Here is a 24,442-nt window from a genome sequence, read left to right as displayed (position 1 = left end):
TATTAGTATCACCTTTATGAAGTTTTTTTGCTATTCACTCTAACTACTTCGCTATTTTCTCCGTGTGCATTTAATTCAAGTTTTTTCACTCTATATAACACATCTTCGAGCAGTTTTCGGTTACTAGAAATTAGATCTGCAATGAGTCCAAGTGTTCCTAATTGGAACCCTATAATTAATAAAACGGCAACAAGAATAAGAGACTGGATATGACCGCTGCCACTCCCTCCAAAATAAAAAAATAAAAATCTAACACCAATCAGTATTCCTATCAAGGCAGATATCAAACCGGCCGTCATGAATACTCTCATAGGGCGATACATAGTATATATGCGGATAATGGTCTTTGCCGATCTTCGCATATAATTAAATATCCCCTTGAACAATCTGGATTCTCTCAATTTTCCGTTAGTTCCAATCTCTACATGCCCTACAGCTATTTTTTTATGACCTGCTTGAATTATTGTTTCAAGCGTATAAGTGAATTCTGATACTACATTTAGTTTGAGTGCCGCATCTCTTGAATATGCTCTAAATCCGCTGGTAGTATCTGGGACATCAGTCCTTGATAATTTTCTAACCACACTGCTTCCGAATCTTTGAAAAAACTTCTTGGTTTTCGAAAAATGATCTATCGTGTCAGTCTTTCTATCCCCAATAACCATTTCATAAGACCCGTTAAGAATTGGAGCAATAAGTTTGGGTATATCGCTACCTTTATACTGGTTATCAGCATCCGTATTAACAATGATATCCGCCCCTAATTTAAGACATGCATCAATACCTGCTTTGAATGCCTCGGCCAGACCTCTATTTCTAGGGAATCGGACAATGTGGTTTACTCCCAATCGTTTTGCTGTTTCAACAGTATTATCCGAACTCCCATCATCGATAATTAAAACTTCTACCTCCCTAATTCCCGGGATTTTCTTAGGAATATCACGAATGGTAATCGGTAATGTCTCCTCCTCATTAAAACATGGAATTTGAATGATAAGCTTCACTTGTACCCCTCATTTCCAAATGAATTGCATCATTTCAATAAACTAAAAATAATTTCTGCAAAGCTTTTACCAATATGCTTAGGTGTTAAGCCATTTAGGAACAACTCATACCCTTTATCAGCAATCTCTAATCTTAAAGAAGCATCTTCTTTTAGAGTTAAGATAGCACTTGATAACGAACTTGAGTTCGCCATTTCGCAGAAATATACATTTCTTTTATGCTGAAGCAACTTCTTGACAGCCTGACTTTCCCCAGTAATAATAGGCTTTGAACATGCTAAATATTGGTATACTTTATTAGGGATGACTCTTTTGGCCTTACAAGTTTCTCCAAATATCCCAAGACATAGATCAGATTGATTTATCTGCATTCTCAGTTCATCTTGAGGGATCATAGGAACAAATGTAATATTCTTTAACTGTAATTCCTTACTTCTAGTTACTATATTCTCGTATTCCTGTCCTTTTCCAATCAATGTAAAATGAATATCCGGGTGGTCTCTTAATTGATTAGCTGCTTCAATGATATATTGAATACCGTGAAGGGGGATATAAGTACCCTGAAATAGCACTGAGAATTTCCCTTTGTTTTTCAAATCTGAACTTGAAGGATAATATATATCAGTATCAGCCCCGACCGGAATTACTTTGATCTTACTCTTTTGAACCCCTAATTGCTCAGAAAAGTATTCTACATGTTCTTCGGTATCTGCTATAACAATGTCAGACATTCTCATACAAACTTTATCCAGAGACCGAATAATTTTCGACAATAAAGAACCCTTTTTTATAATTTTCCGATCTTCTACAATTGTATCATAGGCTGAAATCAATGGGTCAAAAATAATTCTCCTGCCGAATAATGCACTTAGAAATTTGGCGCACGGCATAGCAGCATGACTCATTTCTGAAACAATAATTACATCGATCTTCTTTCTGATTTTTAGAAATTTTGCAAATAATACAAATGACCTTAATAGAACATTACTTCTCGAACTACAATCGATTACCTCTATACCGTTTTCTAATAATCCCTTCTTTATTATATTATTTCTTGAATAATCTTTTTTGTGAGATCCAAAATAACAAACGGTTGTTTTCTGACTGTTCTCCATATTTCCTCCTGCGCTTTATTGATCAATCGACACTTTTTTTGAGATAGATATCATTATTAAAGCAGCTATAAATATCAGAAAATCCCCTATTACTGAAATAAAGCGCATTATAACAGTTAATCCAACAGTCTCTTCAGGCGTAAAAACAAGAGATAAAACAGTTACAAGAATAACCTCTCTTATCCCCATTCCTGCAGGCGCACCAGGCATCAAGAATCCAGCAATCCAAGAAATAATATAAATACCTGTTAATAAAATGAAGTAATTCCCATCAATATTCAAAATTGATCTTGCAATTATTCCGGTTAACAAACCCATTAATATGAAACCTAGAGCATAATAGATAGAACATTCGATAATCACTTTAGTGTGAGGGATAAGTATTTTTTCTTCTCCGATCTTTTTCTTTAGAAAGCGGGGCCGTTTGTTGTTAATAAACCAAAATAATAAAAACGGTGATGCAATAACGCAAAATAGAATGACTATAAAGCTCCATAAAGGAGGAATGCCAATAATTTCACTAAAATATTGCTTTGATATAAAAGGAAAAAAGATACCTGATAATAAACCACCAGTAGCCACCAGCAATACGATTTCCATTATCATTGAAGTAACAATATTAGGAATTTTCAATTTGTAGGCCTTAGCAAGAGTTACCTTTCCAATGTGCTGTGCTACATTCCCCGGAATATACTTGGCAAACTGGGATAATGAGAATATTATGATTGCATTTTTTAGAGATAATGATTCACCAGTCGACCTAATCAGTTTAGCCCATGCCAAATTTCCTAACAAATGGTTACACGTATAAATAACAATAACTAGAACTAAACTGCTCCATGTATAAACTCCCCAATTAATTTTGGGGAGTTTATTGAAATTTTCGATAAGGTATTTCGCGAAGAATGCCAAACAAAAAATGACAATGGCTACTCCTATATACCGATAATAACGTTTCATTTCAGACCTCGTTCATAGATGATCTTTTTCTTTTTTTGCTCAGAGCCAGAGCAATGAAGTAGCTAATTCCAAGCAAATAAAAAAGAACACTCACCATTATACTAGTTTTGAAATATCTAGGCTCATACTTGAAAGTCACGTTGTGCTTCCCTGCTGGCACCTCAATTCCCTTAAATAAATAATTGGCACGGTATAATTTAGCCTCTTTTCCATCAATAAAAGCGGACCATCCTTCAAGATAATTATCACTTAATACTAAAAATTGCGGCTCTTCAACATTAACCTCCATGGTAATCTTATCACCTTGGTCAACAAGATTCTCAACAGCAGTGATCTTTGAATCTTGATCAGTTGAAAAAATCTCATCTTCTAGCGGCTCTTCAACATATGCCTTCTCAAGGGCTCCCCCCTCAGACATTTGTAAAAGAATTTCTTCAGAATTCTCAATATATTGTACTTTATTAATCAAATAAGCACGCGGAAGTGCGTTTAAATTCTCATAAACTAACTCTCCACTTACTTTTTCAGTATTCTTAATCAAACCTTCGGGGAAAAACCCTAATTTAAACATTAATGTCGAATCCCGTTCAATACCATTGAGATAATAGCTTCCCTCCTCATAAGCTTTTGTTGACGAGGACCAGATTGTAGGTGCATTATCAGTGTTCGTATCATTTGTGAATATTCTAAATTTATATTGACTATTCAGAGAATCGTTAACAGGCTCAAACGACACTGAATAAAACTCATTATCGTTTAAGTCAGATAGTCTTATATTTTCTTCTCTAATCACCTTGTTATCTTTATCTAATAATTGAAACTGAATATTTCCTTTTTCTGATTTAAAGCTACGACCATATGTTGCAAATTGAATTGAAACTGAAGCTAGATTACTCTTCTTGCTAATAAAACTCTGTTCAATTAATGTATCAGGTAAAATCTTACCTATCGGGACAAACTTCTGAACATCTAATAATGCTTGAGGCATCTCTTCGCCAATGCCATTTTCTGAAACTATATATTTTACTGAAGCAGTATTTAGTAGATTATAATTTGTGATATTGTTGAAGCCAGTCCTTGTATCAGTAATATAACTTTCAGAATCAATAGCTAGAAGATAATTTTTAATCCTATTTTCTCTGAGAAAGAAACCATGCCCTCTCAAGTCCATAATATTATAAAACACCGATGTGTTAGGAAATACATTCCAAGTCCCTAATGCTACAAATCTTTGATTTCCCAAATTTTCTGACAGAAAATTAGTAATTTCAGTTTCTGGATTCAATGATGCGCTATTTCTATCTACTGTTGGATTATAGTTCATCCCTGCTCTAAACACATCAGCTACTAAAAGTATGACTAAAAGACTCATTACTGCTTTTTTTATTTTTATATTTAATGCACTTACAGTTAGCAGAATAACTGCGCATAGCAATATAAAAACTGATATTAATAATGTTGAGTTAATCTTAAACTCATCAAGAGACCTCATTCCAGTAAATAGTAATATCCCTACAACCATTACAGAAAACAAAATACTCGTAAACATTAAATTGTTCTCTGATTTATCGAATAAATAACTAAAAATATATGCTGAAGTGACAGCTACTAAAAACGCCATTAGTCCAACTAATCGTGTAGCTAATGAGGTTCCGATTCCTGGAAGGTGTGAGAACAACTCCGTTAATGGACTTCCGAAAATAACCAAACCTACTACAAGTGCAGAAATGGCCCAGAATAAATGTTCCCTGAAATGACGTTTATAACAGTAAACAAAAGAAAAAAAGAAAATAAAAAGAGTTATTACACCAAAATAGCTACTATATTCATTAATATGAATTGTCGGTAATTCTAAACTACTAAAATACTTTGGATCAAATAGAGCTATTAAATACTTCATTGAATCAAAGGAGTGGAATGAACCTTCTCTTTGCTCTATAAATCCAATACCATTCATATATTTTAAAAAGTTAAAGATATATGCAAAGGCCATTCCTATTCCTAATACTACCGATACTGAAAATTCAATAGATTTTGAAAAAAAGAATCTATAACTTTTAGTTTTTACACTTTTTCTAATTATTAGATAAACATAATATGCACCAGCTGCATAAAGATAATAAGCTGCATAAGCAGGCATATTACCATTAATCATGCAAGCAATAATATAACTCGCTATCGGAATCCATTTACGATTAGACTCATATATATTTTGAACACTTAAAAACAACCATGGAGCCAGGCAAGAAACCCATATATGTGGCCAGTTTAACCAAACAACCATAGGTAGTGAAAATGAAAAAATAATTGCACCCAATCGCGCAGCATTAACATTCATTTTCAATTTATATAAAAATAAAAACATACCTACTAATGAAATATACACACGAAGCATCAGATCAATATTACTTGCATATTCTAATGGAAAGACTAGATATATTAACGTATTTGGCGAAAATAAAAAGCTAATAGTTTCTACGACTGTTGAAACACCCATAGAGTGATCTGATGTCCACAAAGCTAATTTTCCATGCATAATACTATCTTTAAATACTTGCACACTCGGTAAAAAAGAATCGATAGGATCAGAAATTAGTGCCCCACTACTTACAACTGAGCTATTTTCTGAACTCCAAGGAGGCATGGCATACAAAAGATTAGTAGGTGAATAAATCTGCCCAATAAAAATCTTATAAAAGAATAAACATACTATCATAAAGAAAAGTGTCAACGTTCCAATAATCGGTCTACTGAAGTAGTTCTTTATCTTATGGTACATATGATGTCCTTTCTATCAAATTAGACAATTATCTAATAAACCCCAAACTAAAATCTTCTCTTTCCTTTGTTAAATTAACATTATAAAAAGGATCGTTCTCCAATTGGGTACCCCATTTTTTCTTCATATAATCTACTTCACTATTGAATCGTCTTATTTTTTCTGGGGTATCTTCATGTCCTCGGCTCTTGGATTCATAATGATATAGCTTCACCTGTGGAAGGAAAATATTATAGTAACCTTTCTCTCTGATTTTAAGGCAGAAGTCAATATCGTTAAATGCAACTTGTAGGTCCTCCTCCAATCCCCCAACTTCTTCAAATATGGATTTACGCACCATTAGGCAAGCAGCTGTAACAGCGGAATAGTTACTGATTAACCTCAATCTTGAAAAATACCCATAATCTTCAGCATCGAAGTATTTATGGCTGTGACCAGCAACTCCTCCAATGCCAAGTACTACTCCAGCATGTTGAATGGTATTGTCGGGATACAGTAGACATGCTCCTACAGCACCAATTTGCTCTCGTACTGCTTGTCCAGCCATATCCGTAATCCAGTTCTCGCTTATTACCTCAACATCATTATTAAGGAGAAGAATTAAATCGCCTTTTGCTTCGGAAACCGCATTATTGTTTATCCTTGAATAGTTGAACGGGATATCAATTCGTATCACTCTGAAACGATTAGGCTCTTTCTCCATCCATTTGTTAAAAAGTTGAATGGTCTCCTCTTCATTACTCCCGTTATCTGCAATAATAACTTCGAAATTCGGATAATTAGTTTTTGTGAAAATAGAAATCAGACACTTTTCTAGGATATCCGCCATATTCCTTGTAGGAATGATTATAGATACCAAGGGGTCACCAATAGGCTGATAACGTAAAATATAAGCGTTAGGAATATCTATTCTTTCAACTTTAGCGTTCAAGCCTCTTCTTATTACAGCATCCTGTAAGGCTTTATAACCAGAATCATCAGAATAATTTTTTGCAACTGCCCCCGAAGCAGTTGACTCTGGTATGGTTCTCCAATGGTAAAGAATCTTAGGTATGTGATAAATGGCATCTGTTATTTCCGTAAATCGTAAAGCCAAATCATAATCTTGACTTCCTTCGTACCCCTTACGGAATCCACCAATCTGGTCGATAATGCTCTTACGATAAATACTAAAGTGGCAAATATACATTTGGGAAAGTAACAGATCCGGTGACCAGTCCGGTTTAAAGAAAGGTGAATGTCTCTCCCCTTCTTCCGTAATTTTATCTTCATCACTATAAATTAAATCCGCATTTGGATGCTTGTTCAGCAGTTTTACATTTTCGTACAAAGCATCTATTGCTAATTCATCATCATGATCTAGTAAACCGACAAACTCACCATTTGCTATAGCTAATGCAGAATTTGAACATTCGGAAATATGCCCGTTCTCTTCCCGGAAAACAACTTTAATTCTCGAGTCCAATTGCATATACTCGTTTAGCACCTCTCGTATATGCTTTTTGGGGGATGCATCATCCGCAATACACAATTCCCAATTTGGATACAATTGATTTCGTACAGATTCTATACATTTTCTCAGCCATTTTTCATCTACGTTGTAAACAGGGACAATGATTGATATCAGCGGATTGTAGCTAAACTGACTGATTTCATGCTTGATCTCCTGTATTCGATTAACTGTTAGCTTCTTGGCTTTAACCCAATTTTGATAATTTTGAGTTAAGTCTGTCTTCGATAAACCCAATGCACGTTTAGCTTGGCTTTTCAACCCGGTTAATCCGGATCTTTTTAAAATAGAAATTGCTTTACGAGACAATGGAAGTAAGGATCGAATAATTCCTCCGCGCATACGAGTGTAATTTCTTAAGGAGTCAATAAAAACATGATATTTACTTATTTTTATAAATCTTAAGTCTCTCAGTAAGAATCGATTAGGTTCTTCACCTGGATCAAGACGTAAGGAGATCGCATCATTTGGGATTAGTACCTTGAATGTTTGCTCCTTTTGAGGCCCATGAGTAACTGTGCCAACATTAGCACTATCCTGCTCAGATAAGCCGTTTCCACGATCCCAATATAATTTCAAAGGCATATCGTTCTCCGTCAATGTGGTTGCTTTCATAAGGACCCAGCCGGTAGGAAATTTTCCCCTCAAGATAAACGACGGATCCACGCCTATACTCTCCCACAGGTCCTTATCAATACTCTTTAGATTATGCAACGGTATCTGTTCCATAATGAACTGACGCCGACTTACAAGCGAAATAAATTTCGATACTTTGTGTCTAACTGTTCTATATAAGTATCCTACATGGCGTAAAGGTTTTGTCATTCGCCAAGATCTTGAATTTTCGATTTCTTCAACCAATGTTCTTAATTGAACATTCATTTTTTGCTCTGTTTCCAGTTCCTGATGTAACTTATCTAATTGGTTTTGATGTTCTTCTAACAAAACACCCTTTTCCTCAATTTCTACTTCTAGCTCCCTTGATAACTGCTCATATTTTTCCTCTAGAGTGCGATATACATTATTTAAACTGTTATATTGTTGATCTAAGTTTCCTATACGAGTGTTATAATCCAAAATCACAGACTCCATACGGGCGACAAGGAGACTACCTTTTAGAGCCGAAAGCTCGATCCAAAGTTCAAAAGCACCCTCTACAGATAATTCTGGAAAATCCCAGATTATTTGCGGATCTCTGCTAGACGCAAATACTTTAAGTTCATTTTCCTTATCGATTACAGTCAAGTGATTAGCTACAAATAAATGAGCAAATCCATTATCAGCTGATGATTCTTGAATTATTCTTATATTACTGCCATCTATTTTTACAAGTTTAATAGACTTAATATCAATAAATGCAGACCAAGAACCAGGGTCTATCCGAAGTTTCTTCATAGATACTGAAGGTATAGCAATTTTATAGACATGGTACTTATTGTCATAATGCATGTGATATTTTACTGATTTCTCTTCAGAAAAGTCGCCATCTTCACTCCAAAAAACCTGTAATTGATCATAAATAGGCTCGATAGTTGAGATCGGAAACGACGCAATACTATCCTTGTGAGATGACGACATTTTTTTAGCCACAGAAATATATTGATAAGCATGTCCTTCAGGATTACTAAGTAAAAGATCTTGAATTGACTCTGGAAACTCATCATAACGTTTATGAAATTCTGTTTCTTCAGGTCTAGCTTTTGTTGCATTCATTTTCACTATCTCTAGACCTGCTTCCCCAAGCATTTCTATAATTGACTCTTTAGTAAAAAATTTAACGTGAGTGTTATCAAGCAATCCAAGCTGATTATATTTGAACTCACCTTGCAATAAACTCATAATAATAGCATTATGGGAAATGTTGGGTATCGAGGTGATGACAGTGCCTTCCTCGTCGAGGTATTGAACTACTTCTTTGAGAACTCTATGAGGATCTCTCAAATGTTCTAATACATCCACGCAAAGAATATAATCAAATTTTTCACCTGAAAGTTGCTTGGTCCAAACTGAAATTTTCTCCAAATCAGAGACAATTATCTTTTCAGAATATACAGACGCTTGTTTTGCAGATATCGAATCATACTCAATACAATATACAGAACAATGAAGTTGTTCTTTCATATAACGGGTCATATAACCTGTTGCAGGTCCCAGTTCAAGAACTTTTGAACCCATTTTGATTTCTCTCAAAACCAGGGTTGCTGAGTTTTCCGACGTCATGTCAAGCTCATGATCATACTTTTGCATAATGATTTACTCCTCCTCTAGCAAGAGCCAATCATGATCCAGATAAATCATGCCCTCGGCAACATATTCACCGGAAACAACTCTAAAAGATTGGACCCTCCCCTGATAAGCCAAAGGGATGATACCCGCACTTTCAAAGAAACCTACATCAATAAAGTAAGTCCCCGGCATTAAATTCATTTCATTGTATTTCAATCTCAATATATAATTGCCCGGTTCGTCCTGAAGGGAATAACCACTCAATTTAGTGTTCAAACCACAAATATAGTTGTTTTGATTATCATAAATCGCAATTCCGCCCAACAACTGTTTAACCGGTTCCTTAAGTGTATAGTGAATTTCCACTGTGATTGGTTCCTTAAAAGGAACAATATTATTATCATCCCCCACGATGTTTACCTTTGAAATGTTAAGGATGTCATTATTATTTTCATACTCAGGTTTATCATCGTCATTCTGAACTTGTACCTCATTATCTGCCTTCATATAATCTTGGTACTCTTCAATGATCACCTTAGCATCACCACGTCGATAAATATGCCCGTCCATCATCCAGATCGCCTCGTCACAAATATTACGAATGGAGTAGGAATCATGGCTAACAAAAAGTATAGTCTTCCCTTCTTTTTGGAAAGACTTTATCTTGTCCATACATTTTAATTGAAATCGCATATCTCCTACGGCTAGTGCTTCATCAATAACGAGAATATCCGGATCAACATTTATAGCACAAGCAAATGCCAGTCTTACAAACATACCCGAAGAATATAGTTTGACCGGTTGATTAATAAAATCACCAATTTCAGCAAACTCCTCAATTAATGGCAAGCGTTGTTGAATTTCTGTACTACTTAATCCCATAATTGTGCAGTTCATGATCACATTTTCTCTTCCGGTAAACTCGGGATTAAACCCACTTCCAAGTTCAAGCAAAGCAGCCACTCTACCATTCACAGCCACTTCTCCTGATGTGGGCTTAAGTGTATTTGCTATGATCTGGAGAATTGTACTTTTCCCAGAACCATTGCGACCAATTATCCCGACAGTTTGTCCACGAAATACGTCAAATGAAACATTTTTCAAAGCCCAGAATTCTTTATAATACTTCTTATTTTTAACAAAGCTTTGTTTCAAGCGATCTTGAGGTCGATCAAATATTCTGTAGCACTTGCTCACATCTTTAACGGAAATGGAGATATTAGAGGACATCTGAGAACCCTCCTCTTGTTTTGTTGAACCATTTTAATCCCAAAAATGATATTATTAATCCTATAATACTTCCCACAAATATCCATTCCCAATTTGGTAGTTGCCCAAAAACTATCACTCTTCGCATATCCTCCACTATATGAGTAATAGGATTTAAGCTATATAATCCTTTTAAATTATCTGGAATATTAGAGACAGGATAGAATATAGGACTCAAAAACATCAAAGCCGAAACAATCAAATTTATAATATGATTTATATCGCGATAATAAGTACCTAAGGAAGCAATAAACCAACTTAACCCGAGGGTTATCAATACTAATGGCAGTAGGACAAGTGGAATAAGAATAATTGTCCAATGGATAATCCCACTAAGGAAAAGTTGCCCTAAAACAAGGATTAATACATTAATACCGGCTAAAAATAGAGAGGATCCTACCGCGACAACGACCAAAATCTCAAGAGGAAAAACAACTTTTTTGACAAAATTCACATTACTAATTATCAAATTTGGAGATCTAAGTATTACATCAGAAAACACATTGAATGCAATAATTCCCGAGAAGATAATAAACGCAAAGTCTATTTTACTCTCTGTATTAATGTTCCATCTTGCCTGAAAAACCACACTAAAAACAAAAGTATATATGGCAAGCATGAATAGTGGTGTTAATATGGACCATAACATCCCCAGATAAGACCCTTTATATCTACTACTAATATCACGTTTGACAAATTGCCATATTAACAGTCTATTTTTCCAAAAACTCATTAAATAACCTCCATAAAATAACACCTAAAGCAACAGCTCAATTGTGAAATAATGTAAATCTGGCTCCGCACTATCATCTATGCTAAAATTATTGTCGTATCTATTCGCAAAGGAGCTAAACACGTGTCGAAACCAGTATACGGGAAAATGGCCGCAGCGTCGAGAAATCGGGAGAAGTTACCTGCGGCATTGTTGGTGTTGATGATTGGGTTGATTTTGTTTCTGGTTTGGGCGCCGTTCCAAGCTGGGCTGTTTAACGGGCTTGTCCTAGACTTCGAGAGACCCCTCTATTGGGCGGTGCTTGTCGGAAGTCTACTGATGTTAGGTTGGGTTGCAACCTATTTCAAGAGCCTCAAGCTGGAAGACCAGCGGGATTGGACGGCTCTGTTCGTTCTGCTTATTCCCATAACTTACATTATCGCACTAATTTCAGCAGCAAGCCAGTACTTTGCTTCCAATATGGTGCTGATTCAGTCGCTTTATGCCTTTATGTTTGTCATTTCATTGTATTTGCTGCAAAATCGCAAGTCGAACCTTGTCATTGAAACGACGGTGATCACCGTTGGATATATCATTGTGCTGTTTGGCCTGTTCAACTGGCTGGGACAAGGGAAAACTGTGTCGGCCCTCGTCGGCTGGTTTTCAGGTACAGTCGCAAACGGGCAATATACCCAAGCCATTTGGGTGGATGCGAATGGCCCACGGCTCGCTTCCGTATTCCAATACCCGAATACATATGCGGCGTTTTTGATGGCATTTTTCTTTGTTGCTGTCTTCGCGATTACACGATCAAAAAAATGGTATAGCCAAGCTATTCATGCATTCATGCTTGTGCCGATGGCCCTCTCGATTCTACTCACGTTATCCCGGGGCGGCTTGGTTTTCTTGCCGATCGTATTTATCATCTTACTGTTGTTCTTGAAACCAGCTAAGCAGATTCTCTGGATCGTCTACTGTCTCATTGCCGGAGTGGGCACGCTGGTCATTGCCAAGCCTGTCACAGAGCTGGGGCAACAATTCCATCTGGGACAAATCGGCGACCCGGCCAAGGGCTGGTTTTACGTCCTGGCCGCTTCCATCGTGTTGGCTGCCATCGCTTGCTTGATTCAACGCTTTGTCGCTCCTCGATTGGAGAACGGAACTCGCAAATGGGCAAGCAAGAAACTTGCCAGCTTGTGGCTGCCTCTCGTTTCGGTACTTGCGGTTGCTGTTTTAGCTGCGTTATTCCTCGGGACGAACCTGAAGCATATATTGCCGGGGAATATCGGGGAACGCCTGGAGAACCTTAACCTGCAGCAGCACAGCTTCCTGGAACGGATGACTTTCTATAAGGATGCAGCGAAGGTTGTCAAAGACTATCCGATTATTGGGGCCGGCGGCGGTGCCTGGGCGTCGATCTATGAAAAATACCAGAACAACCCATACACCAGCCGTCAAGCACACAGCTTTGTGATGCAGTACTTGGTTGAGGTAGGCCTCTTAGGCTTCCTTGTGTTGATCGCATTTTTGGCTTTTATTTTCTATAAGTATATTCGCGGATATATTCAAGCAGATGAGCAGAAACAAGAATCCTATTTCGTTTACTTTATTATTGTCCTTTCGATCCTGATGCACAGCTTGATGGACTTTAACATGAGCTATGTGTTCCTGGGCATCTTAGTATTCCTGGGGCTTGCAGGGATGGCAGCAGCGATGGACAGCCGACCGGTCGAAAAATTCACCGTTAAACCGGGAATGATGCGCGGGTTGTACAGTACGATCATGGTGGTCGCTTCCCTGATCTTGATCTTTGTATCGATCCGGAATATTCAAGCCGTCGGTGCTGCGGCCAAAGGCAAAGAATTGATCGCGACCAGCACAGATTTCCAGGAGATCAAGGCTCCTTTGGATAAAGCGCTCAAGAAACGCAGCGGCCAACCCGATGCGGTACTGTACTTAAGCTCTCTGTTGCAAGCCGGGTTTGATCAGACGAAAGACGAGGCATTCTACAATCAGGAACAAACTCTCCTCACGAATGCGCTGAAAAAAGAGCCTTTCAACAAGGATATGTACAAACAACTGATTAAGCTGTACCAGTCCAAAGGCGAATACGACAAGGCTTATGAGGTTTACCGCGATAATGCAGATCGTTATGCTTATGATATGAGCTGGTACGAAACCCTGATCGTCCAATCCTATGAGCTTGGATATCAAAAGCTTGGCGAACAGGATGTCGCTCAGAAAGAGCAATATTTCCAAACCGGATTAGCCGCCTATCAGCATGTTGTCGATGGTGTAGAGCATCTGAAGACGTTGCCTAAGGGGCAAATGCAGGGGAATCCGTTTGAGATTACGCAGCCGATGGTCCTAAATGCTGGTAAAATGCAATTTATGATGAATGAACCGGCCAAGGCAGCTGAAATCTTCAAAGTTGGAATTAAGGATGATTTGTCCGATAGTACAAACCGCGAAATTGCCCGTTGGTACCTAGCTGCTTTGCAGAAGACAGGAGCTACCGACCAAGCGGTGTACGACCGATTGCTGAAGGTTGATCCATCCGAAAAGGCATCGATTGAGCAGTTAGCTAACCTAACATTCTAAATACTTACAGCAAAAAACCGGTCTCTCCTTAAGGAAAGGCCGGCTTTTTGTTAGTTTAAGCTATCCAAGATAATCTCTGACATATATTTAATCAACTCATCGCGGAGCTCCGGATTTTCGAGGGCGTAGTGGATCGAAGTCTTGATGAAGCCCAACTTCTCGCCGACATCGTGGCGGGTGCCTTCGAAGTGGTAGGCCAATACTCGTTCAGTTTCGCCGAGCCGTGAAATGGCGTCGGTTAATTGGATTTCTCCGTTAACTCCAATACGCTGGTTGTCCAGGATGTCAAAAATCGCGGGTGTTAAAATATAACGTCCCATAATCGCCAGATTGGATGGGGCTTGGCCAACCTCTGGCTTTTCCACCAGTTGCTTCGCCTCGTAGACGCGATCCCGAACCGCCGCCGGATCAACGATCCCGTAACGGGATACCTCATCCCAGCTCACCGGTTGAACCCCTACGATGGAAGCCTGATGTTCACTATATACATCGATCATCTGCTTCAGGCAAGGGACTTCCGACTCCACAATATCATCGCCAAGCAATACCGCGAAGGGCTCGTCACCGACGAACTTGCGCGCACACCAAATGGCATGTCCAAGACCTTTTGGTTCCTTCTGACGAATGTAATGAATATCCGCCATTTCCGATGATTTGCGGACCTCTTCAAGCAATTGGTACTTGCCCTTCTCGTTAAGGTTATACTCTAGTTCAAATGAAGCGTCAAAGTGGTCCTCAATCGCCCGTTTCCCTTTACCGGTTACAATAATAATATCCTCGATCCCCGAAGCCACGGCTTCCTCTACAATATATTGAATCGTCGGCTTATCGACGATGGGCAGCATTTCTTTGGGCATGGCTTTCGTGGCAGGCAGGAAACGCGTTCCCAGCCCGGCTGCGGGAATAATGGCTTTCCGGATTTTCATAAAATGATGGCTCCCTCGTACATAAATGATTTAACTAGTGTCATTATACCATATCCCAAATAGACCGTTAGCAAAAAGGACCCAGGGATTCCCCCGAGTCCAACTTAAGTTATACGAATATTGATTGTTGCAGATTTTAGTATGGAATTATTGGATCCAAAATTTCCGCCATGTGAAGCGCTGAGGAAGTTGTTCCTCGTTGCGGATGCGATTGCCCGGCTCCGGGGTGTGCAGGAGACGTTCGGTGCCGAACTCGATTTTGCGGTATTCGTGTTCGCCGTCGATTTCCAATTGTCCGTGTACACGAGTCACGACAGACTGCATCTCGAGGAAACCTTCAAACATCACTTTCACCCTCCTAAAAGTTTGTGAGCGAAGATTGGAAAACGAGGTGCTGCGCAGTTCCTTAACCTCTATCAACCCCGTGCTGCACCTCATTTGTTCACGCTTTCATTATAGCATATCAGCGATTTTTTGATCATTGATAAAGATCGGTTATCACCCCTTTGGCGGGCGAGTTCACAAACCTTCCACAAGTTGTATTTGATAGGAAAACAGGTGTCTTTGCAGGGTGTTTTTCTTCAATATTCTGGAATTTTCTGTTTGACTTTTAGGGGTGCAAAAAGTAGTATTAATTTGTGGAGTACGGAAAGTGAGGTGAGCATTCTGAGTCCACGAACAGGACGGCCAAAGAAGGACAATCCCAAGAATGTCAGTATCAAGGTGCGCTTTGAGGAAGACATGAACAACGCTTTGATTGCATATTGCGACAAGCATAATGTCACTAAAGCAGAAGCAATTCGGCGGGGATTGAAACTGCTTTTGTCCGAACAAAAGTAAAAGGAAGCGGCGCCCATCCCACAAAGAACGACGCCACTTCCCCCCAGAGGCAACCCTCCAAAGGAAGGCCGCATAAATATGCTACCATGTGCTGCCCTCCCTTTCAAGGCGCTGCCTCTCTATCAATAAGGAGGATGCGTATGAGTAGTCTGATTGAAGAGCTTTATACCGGGCATATTTTGCCGGACGAAATGATTGTCTCCCGAGATCCGAAGTATCGTCCTCTATGCCGGCAAATCTCGGAGCTTACGGAATCATGGCGTAAGAAGCTGACCGAAGAAGAATTTAGCGAACTGGAATACCTGATGGATCTGCAGGCACAAGCTAACGACATGCATTCGATGGCAGTGTTTAAATACGGTTTCAGGCTTGGCGCCTCCCTCCTCACGGAAGTACTCACCGATACAGATGAGCTTGTCCGACATCCTTCCACCCCTTAAATCTCGCAAACCTTGGAAGATAGGAGCGAATCGGATGAGTACGAGTAATGTTGGGCTCCTCTGCAAAAAAGTTCGCAAACGTGTATATTTTGTATCGATTGTGATACAATGAAAGTAATTATTTAGGAGCCGTGCTTACAGGGCACGGCTCCGGGCAATAGCCGCTTTTAAGGGCGGCAGGCTGTGTAGGATCTCAGTACAAATAGACCGATTCCTTTGCCGAGGGCGGTCTATTTGTGTTTATGGAAGGAAAGTATCAGGACCATTAATGTCGCGAATGAGATCATTAGCGTTAATGCTTGATAAACTTCCATTTGGCATCCCTCCCTTCCTAGAGAATGAGAGGTAGCCGACCGCCCTTGCAAGCCTATTCTATTGCTTATCTAATATTATACCATACTTGTTAAGTAATGGTATTTTCTCGTGTTACAGCAAAAAGGGAGCCCCCTACGGTATAACTACCGCGAACTACGGGGACTCCCTTCGTTTTTTATTTTACCAACTGTCCGCGCGTGACACCAAGCTGGTTGGTCGCTTTGAGGGTTTTCCATACCTGGGTGCCGCTGATTTCTCCACGCAACGCTTTGTTGTAGAGGTCGATGACCTCATGCACCTGCTCCGGCGTTTCTTCGAGGAACTCAACACGGTATTTGGACACGCCCAGCTCGAGAAAATGATTCAGATACTCCGCGCCCGACTGTTCGATGGCGTTGTACACCGTGTTGCGGCAGCCTTCGTCCACGCGGACAGGGTGGGACATGCCGATCCGGTCCTGCAGGGAAGCGCGGTGCTTTTCACACGGGCGCCCGCAGTTGGTGTAGTCCGTTCCTTCACTGAGGAAGGTGCAGTACACGCAGTGCTCCGTATGGAACATCGGCAGATGCTGATGGATCACAATCTCCATGTCAGCCGTCGGGCTGACCCGGAGCAAATCGACCATCTGCTGGATGTTCAAATCGTAGGACGGCGTGACCACGTCGCATCCGACCTCCAGGAACAGCTCGGCCGTCAGGTGGTTGGCGATGTTCAGCGAGAAATCGCCGATCAACCGCGGATGCACGGCCGACGGGTTCTCTTGCCGGTGGCGCAGGTAGTAATACAGCGCCCCGGTGTTGCGCACCAGCACCGCGTCGGGTTGGAGACGCAGGATGTTGTTGTGGTAGCCGTTTTCGCCCGGCATGTGGATGCGCGGCGTCGCCAGCGCGATTCTAGCTCCGGCTGCGCGAACGACTTCAACTGCTGCCGGGAATTGCTTGATAAACTCGAAGTCGGCGTAGATGAACGATACGCCGGCTTCCAAGGCAGCCTGCACCTGCGGCAGGCTGCGGCACAGCGCGGCGAGCTGCGCTTCGCCGTGCTTCACGGGCGCCGCGGGCCCGCGGCCCTGCGCCTGCTGCGGTTGCCCCGCAACCGCAGCGGCTGCCGCCGCCGGCGCCAGCGGCGCCGAAGACGCCCCGCCCACGGCTGGGGCGTCCAACACCCCCGCCGCCCGTGTGCGCGTCCACACGGGCGGCTTCGGCCGCTCGGCGGCGAGCAGCTCCACCGCCCGCCGGCGGATGCTGTTCAGCTCTCGGATCGGCAGGATGACGTCGCCATACAGCTCCGCATCCAGCTTCTCGAGCTGAAACACCGTGCCGCCGAGACGCCCGAACTGCTCTTCGAGCAGGGCGGCGTCCATCGGCCGTTTTTGCGCGACCTCGAGCTCCAGCTCCGAGTCGACTTGCACCGTCGTTCCCTTCTGGACATCCGTCCAGAAGGTGTTCAGCAGCCCGCCGGCGTGGCCCACGGCCCGCACATGCACCGGGAAGACGCGGTACGGCTTCTCGGTCTCGTACGTCTGGCGCAGCCGCTTGTCGAGCGCCGGGTCGTTCGTCTTCCAGATGCGATCCCCGACGTGCACGCGGCGCAAATCCACGTCATTACGTCCCGGCACGATATCGACGATCCAACCCTCTCCGGCTTCACCTTCCTGCTTCACGCCTTGACGGCGCAGGTCGTAGACGCGGCCGCCTTCTTCTTTTTGCGTCGGATCTCCGGCATCAAACACAATCCCGTCCCCGCGTTTCAGCGGCGCCTCCAGCTTACAGACAACGCCGTCGCGCAGCACTTTCTCTACGCGGCCGAGGTAAACGCCCCGGCTTTTCGGGAACGTCCCGTCGACCAGCTTCTTATTGTTCGTCCCCTCCAGGAAGCCATGCGTAAAGCCGCGCGAAAAGCTCTGCTGCAGCTCACGAATCTCCTCCTTCGACGGACGCGTATCATCCCCGTCAAAATAACGGTCAATCGCCTTCCGATACTTGCTCACCACGTTGGCAACGTACTCCGGACTTTTCAGTCGCCCTTCAATTTTAAAAGACGTCACGCCCGCCTCAATCAACTCCGGCATGATGTCGATGGCCGCCAAATCCTTTGGCGACAAGAGGTAAGCCACATCGCCCATCGGCTTCTGTTCCCCGTCGACGATCAGGTCGTACGGCAGCCGGCACGCTTGCGCGCATTCGCCGCGATTCGCCGAGCGTCCGCCCCACATTTCCGACGTCAAGCATTGACCGGAGTAGGACACGCACAGCGCCCCGTGCACGAATACCTCCATCGGCAGCTTGGCTTGCTCCCCGATGACTTTGATTTGCTTGAGGTTGTTTTCCCGGCCCAGCACCACGCGCTCCAGATTCCACGGCTTCACGAACTCCACCGCTTCTGGCGACGTAATCGTCATCTGCGTCGAGCCATGAATCGGAAAATCCGGCGACAACTCGCGGATCAGCTTCACCAACCCGAGGTCCTGCACAATAACCGCATCCACCCCCGCGTTGATGCACGCCTCAACCAACTCTTGCGCATCCCGCAGCTCGTCCTCGAACACAAGAATATTGAAGGTCAGGAACCCCTTAACCCCATAACTATGCAAAAAAGCCATAATCTCCGGCAGCTCGTCCATCCGGAAATTGTTCGCCCGCGCCCGGGCATTAAACTTCTCTACGCCAAAAAAGATCGCGTCCGCCCCGTTCGCCACCGCCGCCCGCATGCAATCCCAATCGCCGGCCGGCGCCAGCAGCTCCACATCCTGCCGCGTTAACGTCGTCTTGCTCATGTATGTCCTCCCAATCCGGCCGCAGCCGGCGTCTATTCTACTTGATTGCAAAAATTCAAAATTTAAGCGAATTATCAACTTATATATTCTAGCAGACATTGCCCGTGCACTCTAGCTTTTCCATCCATTCGCAAGGAAAAACATGGCGCCCGCCTTCAGAGCCTTTATCCCCCTTCTGACGCCCCTTTTTACGCCATTATCCCTTTCGTTCAGAAAGAGGGATATCAGGAGAGGGAGTGACATGAGGAAGCCTGGTTCGCAAGCTATTCTTTTATCGCCAGCATTCTCTGTCCCCAAGCTCTGATGCAACGGGATAATCATCAAAAAGCCCCCCCAAACGCACCTCTCCTATCCGAAGCCAAGCCCACCCTTGTCTCACCAAAAAAAAGAAGCCAACAGTAGCCTCAGCTCCCATTGACCTCATGATATATATTTAACCGTTTCGCTTCGCCCGCGACGCATGAATGATTTCTGCCGCTTGGCGGATAATTTCGTCCAACGACGCTTCATCTGTTGCATCGTACTCATCGATATTCAGCCGCAGCACCGGGCAGGCATCAAACTCCTCGATCCACTTCGCATACCGTTCATGCATATGCTCCCAGTAGGAGACGTCCGTCTGAATCTCCATTTCCCGGCCCCGCAGCTGGATCCGCTTCAGAATGGAGGACAGATTCCCTTCAAGATAAATGAGCACGTCCGGATGCGGAAAATACGGCGTCATCACCATCGCCTCAAACAGACTCGTGTACGTCTCGTAATCTGTCTTGGACATCGTGCCTTGATCAGCATGCATTTTGGCAAAAATCCCGGTGTCCTCATAAATCGAACGGTCCTGAACGAACCCGCCGCCCGCTTCAACGATCGCCTTCTGCTCTTTAAACCGCTCTGCTAGAAAATAAATCTGCAGATGAAAGCTCCATCGCTCGAAATCTTGATAGAACTTCTCCAGATACGGGTTATTATCAACCTTCTCCATCGAAGTGCGAAAGCCAAGCCGAGCTGCCAACGCAGTCGTCAACGTGGATTTGCCAACGCCAACGGTACCCGCTACCGTGATTAAGGCGTCTTTGGGGATGTACAATTCATGACTCATTTTTTATAAGTGCTCCTTTATCTGCGCAACGATCTGCTCAAAATGCTCCGGATGCTCCACAAAATCCAGCGTATTGCCATCAATCGTAATCACGACCGTCTCCGGTTCACGCGCTTTAATCTGTGTAATCGCCGTTTCATAATCCTCGATCAGCCGCTCCAGGTAGCCGGGATCGATGTCCTGCTCAAAGCTGCGGCCGCGTTTTTCGATTCTCTTTAACAAGGTCGCCAGTTCCGCCTGGATATACACAATTACATTCGGTTTTGGCAGATCGTCGGTCAGCAGATGATAAATCTGCCGGTACTTCTCCCGTTTGTCCCCTTGCAGCGTCCGCTGGGCAAAAATCCAGTTTTTATAAATATGATAGTCCGACACGACCGGCAGCCCTCGGGACACGTAGTTTTTTACCGTATCCTCCAATTGCTTGTACCGGTTGCACAAAAAGAACATTTCCAGCTGAAACGCCCATTCCTCGATATTTTGATAAAACTTGTCCAGGAACGGATTTTCCTCCACGATCTCCTTCAACAGCGGAAAGTCAAACCGCTCAGCGAGCATCGTGGCCAGCGTGGTTTTTCCGGCTCCGATGGCGCCCTCCACGGCGATAAACGGGCATGGCTTCTTCACTTCATGGTCCTCCCACATCTCACTTGCCTGAAAATAGACTAGAATATTGTATCATAGATTGCACAAAATCGTGGGCAGAACTTGCCGAAAATAAGAGAACCGTGAAGCCCTGCATCGAAAAAACCGTTCGATCTCAGAGCAACCCGGCTCCCTAACTCATTATCCCTTCAGCTAATGCGTCACCAATGGTCTGAAATCATCCCGACTCGACAGGTCCGCATGGTAAAACGCCACATCCCCATCCTTCAACGTGAAGCGCCGACCGTAAGGGTCTACCACACTCCGCGCAAAACCTTCCATGCCCGTCCACTGGTTCATCAGCGGCGCTTGGATGTATTGAAGATACGGCTTCCCCAGCTCCCCGTTTCGCACCGTCTCGATGTTGAAGTTCACCACGATGTAGCCTTTTTTCAAAAAGATCTCCGATCGATCCGTCAACCCGCTATGCGTCCGTCCATACTCCGCTACGTTCGTCCCCGCCGGGACCGCGTACAGCTCAGCTGGCAGGCTGTACTCGCCGTACCATCGTTGTACTGCGGCATTCACCCGAGCAGGATCAACGCCTGCAGGGATTCCTGACTTCGGACCGATCAGCGTGCGAACGCCTTCCGGTAACCGCAGCAGGCTCAGGCTGCCGACGGGTGTTTTTTGCATCGATTGCTTCTGGATGAACCACTGCACGAACTGGCTTCGTCCGATCCCGGCCACCTGGTCAAAGGTGTAGTCGTGATCGTATTTATAGAGCGCGGTATCCGTCAGTTCCTCGATCGGCACATTCCGCAGGCGTTCGTTAAGAATCACATAGCGCTGCACCTGATCTAAGGCAGATCCGATCCGAACATAACTCCGGTTGCCGGTATGGTAATACAGATCGACGGGCTGGCGCTTCCCGCTTTCGGCATCGATGAAATCAAACGTGGGCGTGATCACGATTTGATCTAAGGGCCCAAACATATTTCCTTTGGTTTTTAGATCAAATTTGAAGTGATAACCCGTTTTGATGACTGCGTTTTTGTAAAGCGGATGACTGCCAGGTCGGATCGGCAGCGTATACTGCGGCGTATTGCCTCTTGGGGCTCCATCAATCCCGTTGAGTCCAACCCAGTAAGCAGCCCCGGTGGGCACCGGGCTTCCCGGAGCCGTCCGAAACACGCCTTCCCAGTTGTAATCGGCAATATCCGTCATTTTGAAATCGAACACCCGCCCAATCACATCAACCGGCACGGTGCCGTAAGCGATATGATGCGTGAGGTTCAAGTTGGCATTCGTTTGCTCCGTCGCCCCGGCTGGCGCATTGTGTGCAATGGTGCGGAATTCCACGGTATAAAACCCTTCATCCACCCAAACAGGCAGATAGAAGTCAAACTGCTCCCGGGTCTTGTCCACTTCGATCCAGGTATTTTTCGGATAAAATCTCGCTTTCGCTCCCTCATAAACATCAAACGGGAAGCGAACCTGCTTGCTGCCGATATACTTCAAATAGTCCCTGTTTCCATATCCCAAGTAGTTGGTATGTTGGCCACTGTTAGGCATGGTGACGGTAAACGGCCGATCCAAAATCACCGCCGACCGCCCCGCCGCCGGCGTCGTCTTCTGATTATGCGCCTTGTCGTCGGAGACACCGGGGTATATCACTACGGGCGTATGTACAGTTACACTGTTGATCCCGTTAATAGGGAAGCTTTTGTCCGCGCCGCCATTGATGTTGCCGCTCATCAGCCCGTAATAGATCGTGCCGGTACTAGGCTGGTTCGCCTTATTCGTCTTGCTAGTCGGGATCACATGACCTGGACTATACAGCACATTTTCGTTGATTTGCGGTGCTGAGGGAATCTGGCCGGGCCGCGCCCCCGATCGACTCGTTTCAGCGCCATTCATAATGGTACTTCCGTTAAAGATCAAGGTATCATTCTTGACCTTCACTTCTTCCACGGCACTCTCAGCAAAAGACTTCAAGTCCTCCCCGCTCACATCCGGTCTTTCCGTTCCCCCAGATTTACTTCCGGGAGGCGCTTCTACCGGATTTTCTGGATTCGGCGGCGTGAACCCGTGCGTTAAACTCGTCGAGTATGACGGTGGAGTATACCCTGTAGGCTGTATTCGAATGCCATTGCCTTCAAACGCATAGTTCTGCAAAGCTGCCTCATTAATTTTGTATACCTCGAGGTTATCAATAACCCAATAGGAATATTGACGTTCGATGGTGTATGTTTTCGTTACGGTTTCCGTATCCGTTTGGGGATCCGGCTCCTTATGGGTTGTGCCATCCGGCCCTTCCACCTCTTTGCCAGGGTCCCACGTTAACGTATACTCCCGGTTTACCGTAATCTCAAAAGTACACTTCCCGGCCATCTCCACGAATCGATTCTTTGACAAGTAGCTTTTGGCAAAGACATTCCCATATAAGCTTTCGGATGTAGGAATCCCATCCAGCACGTTAAATCGCTCCGCCCCCCGACTATCCGCCTTAATGACCGCACTCACTGCAGGGTCATTTAACGGTACATCGATGACATTGCCGCTGGGGGTGGGTTGTGTGCATTGAGGTGGTGTCGGGTCTGTGGGAATGCCCGGACCTCCCCCGCCGGTTCCTACAGTTATGGTAGCTGACCCGTATAACCAGTATGGTCCCTTTTTCCATTGGGCAGTGATAATGGCGGTTCCTTGTGATTTCGCTGTCACTTTTCCGTTCCCATCAACTGTTACCACACTAGTGTTACTAGAAGACCAAGAGGTCTCGCTAGCTGAAGTAACATCAAACCATTTATCGCCCCAGTCGGACATGTTGTACTCTAAGGTATTAACTTGAGCCTTCAAGTCCTTGGTTTGGCCTACCGCCAACGTAGCGTTATCCAGCACACGCATTCTCTTTTTCTCAACCACGTAGCCACTAAATATAACTTTCATAGGAACGTAATACTCGGCCATAAACTTATCTTCACCATCATACCGGGTCGAATATTTATACTTGTTACTAACGATTAACGGATATCCAGTCCAAACTTTGATTGTAGCATTAGTGCTTCCCTTTTGAAAAACTGGCTTGGCTCCGACTGGCTCATAGCTTTTTTCTTCTCTCCATTCCATATCATCAATAGACAAATCTTTAATGAATGATTTCAAGAACTTATTTCCTAGAACGTCTTCCAAAGAATCTGGTGCATACGATGATAAGTCGAGAGTGAAATCAATTCGTTGTCTTAAGGGCTCTGCACTGGTGCCTCGACCATGTGTACCCGTATCTAC

The 24,442-nt window shown here is 43.6% G+C and carries 16 protein-coding genes; 2 read left to right on the top strand and 14 right to left on the bottom strand.

Going from position 1 to position 24,442, the window contains the following annotated elements; translation table 11 throughout:
* Positions 1-14: 14 nt before the first annotated feature.
* The 7 genes from M891_RS23855 to M891_RS0112315 are packed head-to-tail and all read right to left on the bottom strand — an operon-like array spanning position 15 to position 11,596.
* Complete coding sequence (locus M891_RS23855) at positions 15-1,004, bottom strand: glycosyltransferase family 2 protein (RefSeq protein WP_036700321.1); 990 nt, start codon at positions 1,002-1,004, stop codon at positions 15-17.
* A 29-nt stretch (positions 1,005-1,033) separates the two neighbouring features.
* A complete protein-coding gene (locus M891_RS0112340; protein WP_028539060.1) occupies positions 1,034-2,119 on the bottom strand; it encodes a glycosyltransferase family 4 protein in 1,086 nt (361 codons plus the stop codon).
* Positions 2,120-2,134: 15 nt separating this feature from the next.
* Positions 2,135-3,079: a lysylphosphatidylglycerol synthase transmembrane domain-containing protein gene (locus M891_RS0112335; protein ID WP_028539059.1), complete on the bottom strand. Its 945-nt coding sequence runs from the start codon at positions 3,077-3,079 to the stop codon at positions 2,135-2,137.
* 1 nt (position 3,080) lies between these two features.
* Positions 3,081-5,858, bottom strand: coding sequence for a YfhO family protein (locus M891_RS0112330; RefSeq protein WP_084628885.1), 2,778 nt, complete (start codon positions 5,856-5,858; stop codon positions 3,081-3,083).
* Positions 5,859-5,886: 28 nt separating this feature from the next.
* On the bottom strand, positions 5,887-9,615 hold the full coding sequence (locus tag M891_RS24960; RefSeq protein ID WP_084628884.1) for a glycosyltransferase: 3,729 nt from the start codon (positions 9,613-9,615) through the stop codon (positions 5,887-5,889).
* A gap of 6 nt (positions 9,616-9,621) precedes the next feature.
* On the bottom strand, positions 9,622-10,824 hold the full coding sequence (locus tag M891_RS0112320; protein ID WP_028539057.1) for an ABC transporter ATP-binding protein: 1,203 nt from the start codon (positions 10,822-10,824) through the stop codon (positions 9,622-9,624).
* Positions 10,814-11,596 (bottom strand): ABC transporter permease, encoded by a 783-nt coding sequence (locus tag M891_RS0112315; RefSeq protein WP_028539056.1) that lies wholly within the window; start codon positions 11,594-11,596, stop codon positions 10,814-10,816. Before M891_RS0112315 ends, M891_RS0112320 begins: the two co-directional genes overlap by 11 nt.
* Before the next feature lie 123 nt (positions 11,597-11,719).
* Between M891_RS0112315 and M891_RS0112310 the strand changes: the two genes are divergently transcribed.
* Complete coding sequence (locus M891_RS0112310; protein ID WP_028539055.1) at positions 11,720-14,176, top strand: O-antigen ligase family protein; 2,457 nt, start codon at positions 11,720-11,722, stop codon at positions 14,174-14,176.
* 50 nt (positions 14,177-14,226) lie between these two features.
* Here M891_RS0112310 and galU read toward each other — a convergent pair whose 3' ends face one another.
* Together galU and M891_RS0112300 are read right to left on the bottom strand one after the other, a co-directional pair.
* Positions 14,227-15,102: a UTP--glucose-1-phosphate uridylyltransferase GalU gene (gene galU, locus M891_RS0112305; RefSeq protein WP_028539054.1), complete on the bottom strand. Its 876-nt coding sequence runs from the start codon at positions 15,100-15,102 to the stop codon at positions 14,227-14,229.
* 147 nt (positions 15,103-15,249) lie between these two features.
* Positions 15,250-15,447: a hypothetical protein gene (locus M891_RS0112300; protein WP_016314081.1), complete on the bottom strand. Its 198-nt coding sequence runs from the start codon at positions 15,445-15,447 to the stop codon at positions 15,250-15,252.
* A 635-nt stretch (positions 15,448-16,082) separates the two neighbouring features.
* Here M891_RS0112300 and M891_RS0112290 point away from each other — a divergent pair.
* A complete protein-coding gene (locus M891_RS0112290; protein ID WP_036700317.1) occupies positions 16,083-16,382 on the top strand; it encodes a DUF6809 family protein in 300 nt (99 codons plus the stop codon).
* A 230-nt stretch (positions 16,383-16,612) separates the two neighbouring features.
* Here the strand turns inward: M891_RS0112290 and M891_RS26160 are convergent, their stop codons facing one another.
* The 5 genes from M891_RS26160 to M891_RS23840 form a co-directional block, all read right to left on the bottom strand.
* Positions 16,613-16,696: a putative holin-like toxin gene (locus M891_RS26160; protein ID WP_368017499.1), complete on the bottom strand. Its 84-nt coding sequence runs from the start codon at positions 16,694-16,696 to the stop codon at positions 16,613-16,615.
* Positions 16,697-16,872: 176 nt separating this feature from the next.
* Positions 16,873-19,473, bottom strand: coding sequence for a U32 family peptidase (locus M891_RS0112280; RefSeq protein WP_028539051.1), 2,601 nt, complete (start codon positions 19,471-19,473; stop codon positions 16,873-16,875).
* 433 nt (positions 19,474-19,906) lie between these two features.
* Positions 19,907-20,569, bottom strand: a complete 663-nt coding sequence (locus M891_RS0112270; protein ID WP_016314085.1) for a deoxynucleoside kinase — start codon at positions 20,567-20,569, stop codon at positions 19,907-19,909.
* Between the two features lie 3 nt (positions 20,570-20,572).
* Complete coding sequence (locus M891_RS0112265) at positions 20,573-21,214, bottom strand: deoxynucleoside kinase (protein WP_036700313.1); 642 nt, start codon at positions 21,212-21,214, stop codon at positions 20,573-20,575.
* 153 nt (positions 21,215-21,367) lie between these two features.
* A complete protein-coding gene (locus M891_RS23840; protein WP_232228333.1) occupies positions 21,368-24,061 on the bottom strand; it encodes a DUF5704 domain-containing protein in 2,694 nt (897 codons plus the stop codon).
* Positions 24,062-24,442 lie beyond the last annotated feature (381 nt).

The organism is Paenibacillus sp. J14, assembly GCF_000518465.1.
GTDB classification, from domain to species: Bacteria; Bacillota; Bacilli; order Paenibacillales; family Paenibacillaceae; genus Fontibacillus; species Fontibacillus barengoltzii.
This window is presented reverse-complemented; position numbering and strand designations above follow the sequence as displayed.

Coding starts and splice junctions, on each gene's coding strand:
- M891_RS0112340 (WP_028539060.1), bottom strand. CDS start 2,119: ATGGAGAACAGTCAGAAAACAACCGTTTGTTATTTTGGATCTCACAAA.
- M891_RS0112335 (WP_028539059.1), bottom strand. CDS start 3,079: ATGAAACGTTATTATCGGTATATAGGAGTAGCCATTGTCATTTTTTGT.
- M891_RS0112330 (WP_084628885.1), bottom strand. CDS start 5,858: ATGTACCATAAGATAAAGAACTACTTCAGTAGACCGATTATTGGAACG.
- M891_RS24960 (WP_084628884.1), bottom strand. CDS start 9,615: ATGCAAAAGTATGATCATGAGCTTGACATGACGTCGGAAAACTCAGCA.
- M891_RS0112320 (WP_028539057.1), bottom strand. CDS start 10,824: ATGTCCTCTAATATCTCCATTTCCGTTAAAGATGTGAGCAAGTGCTAC.
- M891_RS0112315 (WP_028539056.1), bottom strand. CDS start 11,596: ATGAGTTTTTGGAAAAATAGACTGTTAATATGGCAATTTGTCAAACGT.
- galU (WP_028539054.1), bottom strand. CDS start 15,102: ATGAAAATCCGGAAAGCCATTATTCCCGCAGCCGGGCTGGGAACGCGT.
- M891_RS0112300 (WP_016314081.1), bottom strand. CDS start 15,447: ATGTTTGAAGGTTTCCTCGAGATGCAGTCTGTCGTGACTCGTGTACAC.
- M891_RS0112290 (WP_036700317.1), top strand. CDS start 16,083: ATGAGTAGTCTGATTGAAGAGCTTTATACCGGGCATATTTTGCCGGAC.
- M891_RS26160 (WP_368017499.1), bottom strand. CDS start 16,696: ATGGAAGTTTATCAAGCATTAACGCTAATGATCTCATTCGCGACATTA.
- M891_RS0112280 (WP_028539051.1), bottom strand. CDS start 19,473: ATGAGCAAGACGACGTTAACGCGGCAGGATGTGGAGCTGCTGGCGCCG.
- M891_RS0112270 (WP_016314085.1), bottom strand. CDS start 20,569: ATGAGTCATGAATTGTACATCCCCAAAGACGCCTTAATCACGGTAGCG.
- M891_RS0112265 (WP_036700313.1), bottom strand. CDS start 21,214: ATGTGGGAGGACCATGAAGTGAAGAAGCCATGCCCGTTTATCGCCGTG.
- M891_RS23840 (WP_232228333.1), bottom strand. CDS start 24,061: ATGCGTGTGCTGGATAACGCTACGTTGGCGGTAGGCCAAACCAAGGAC.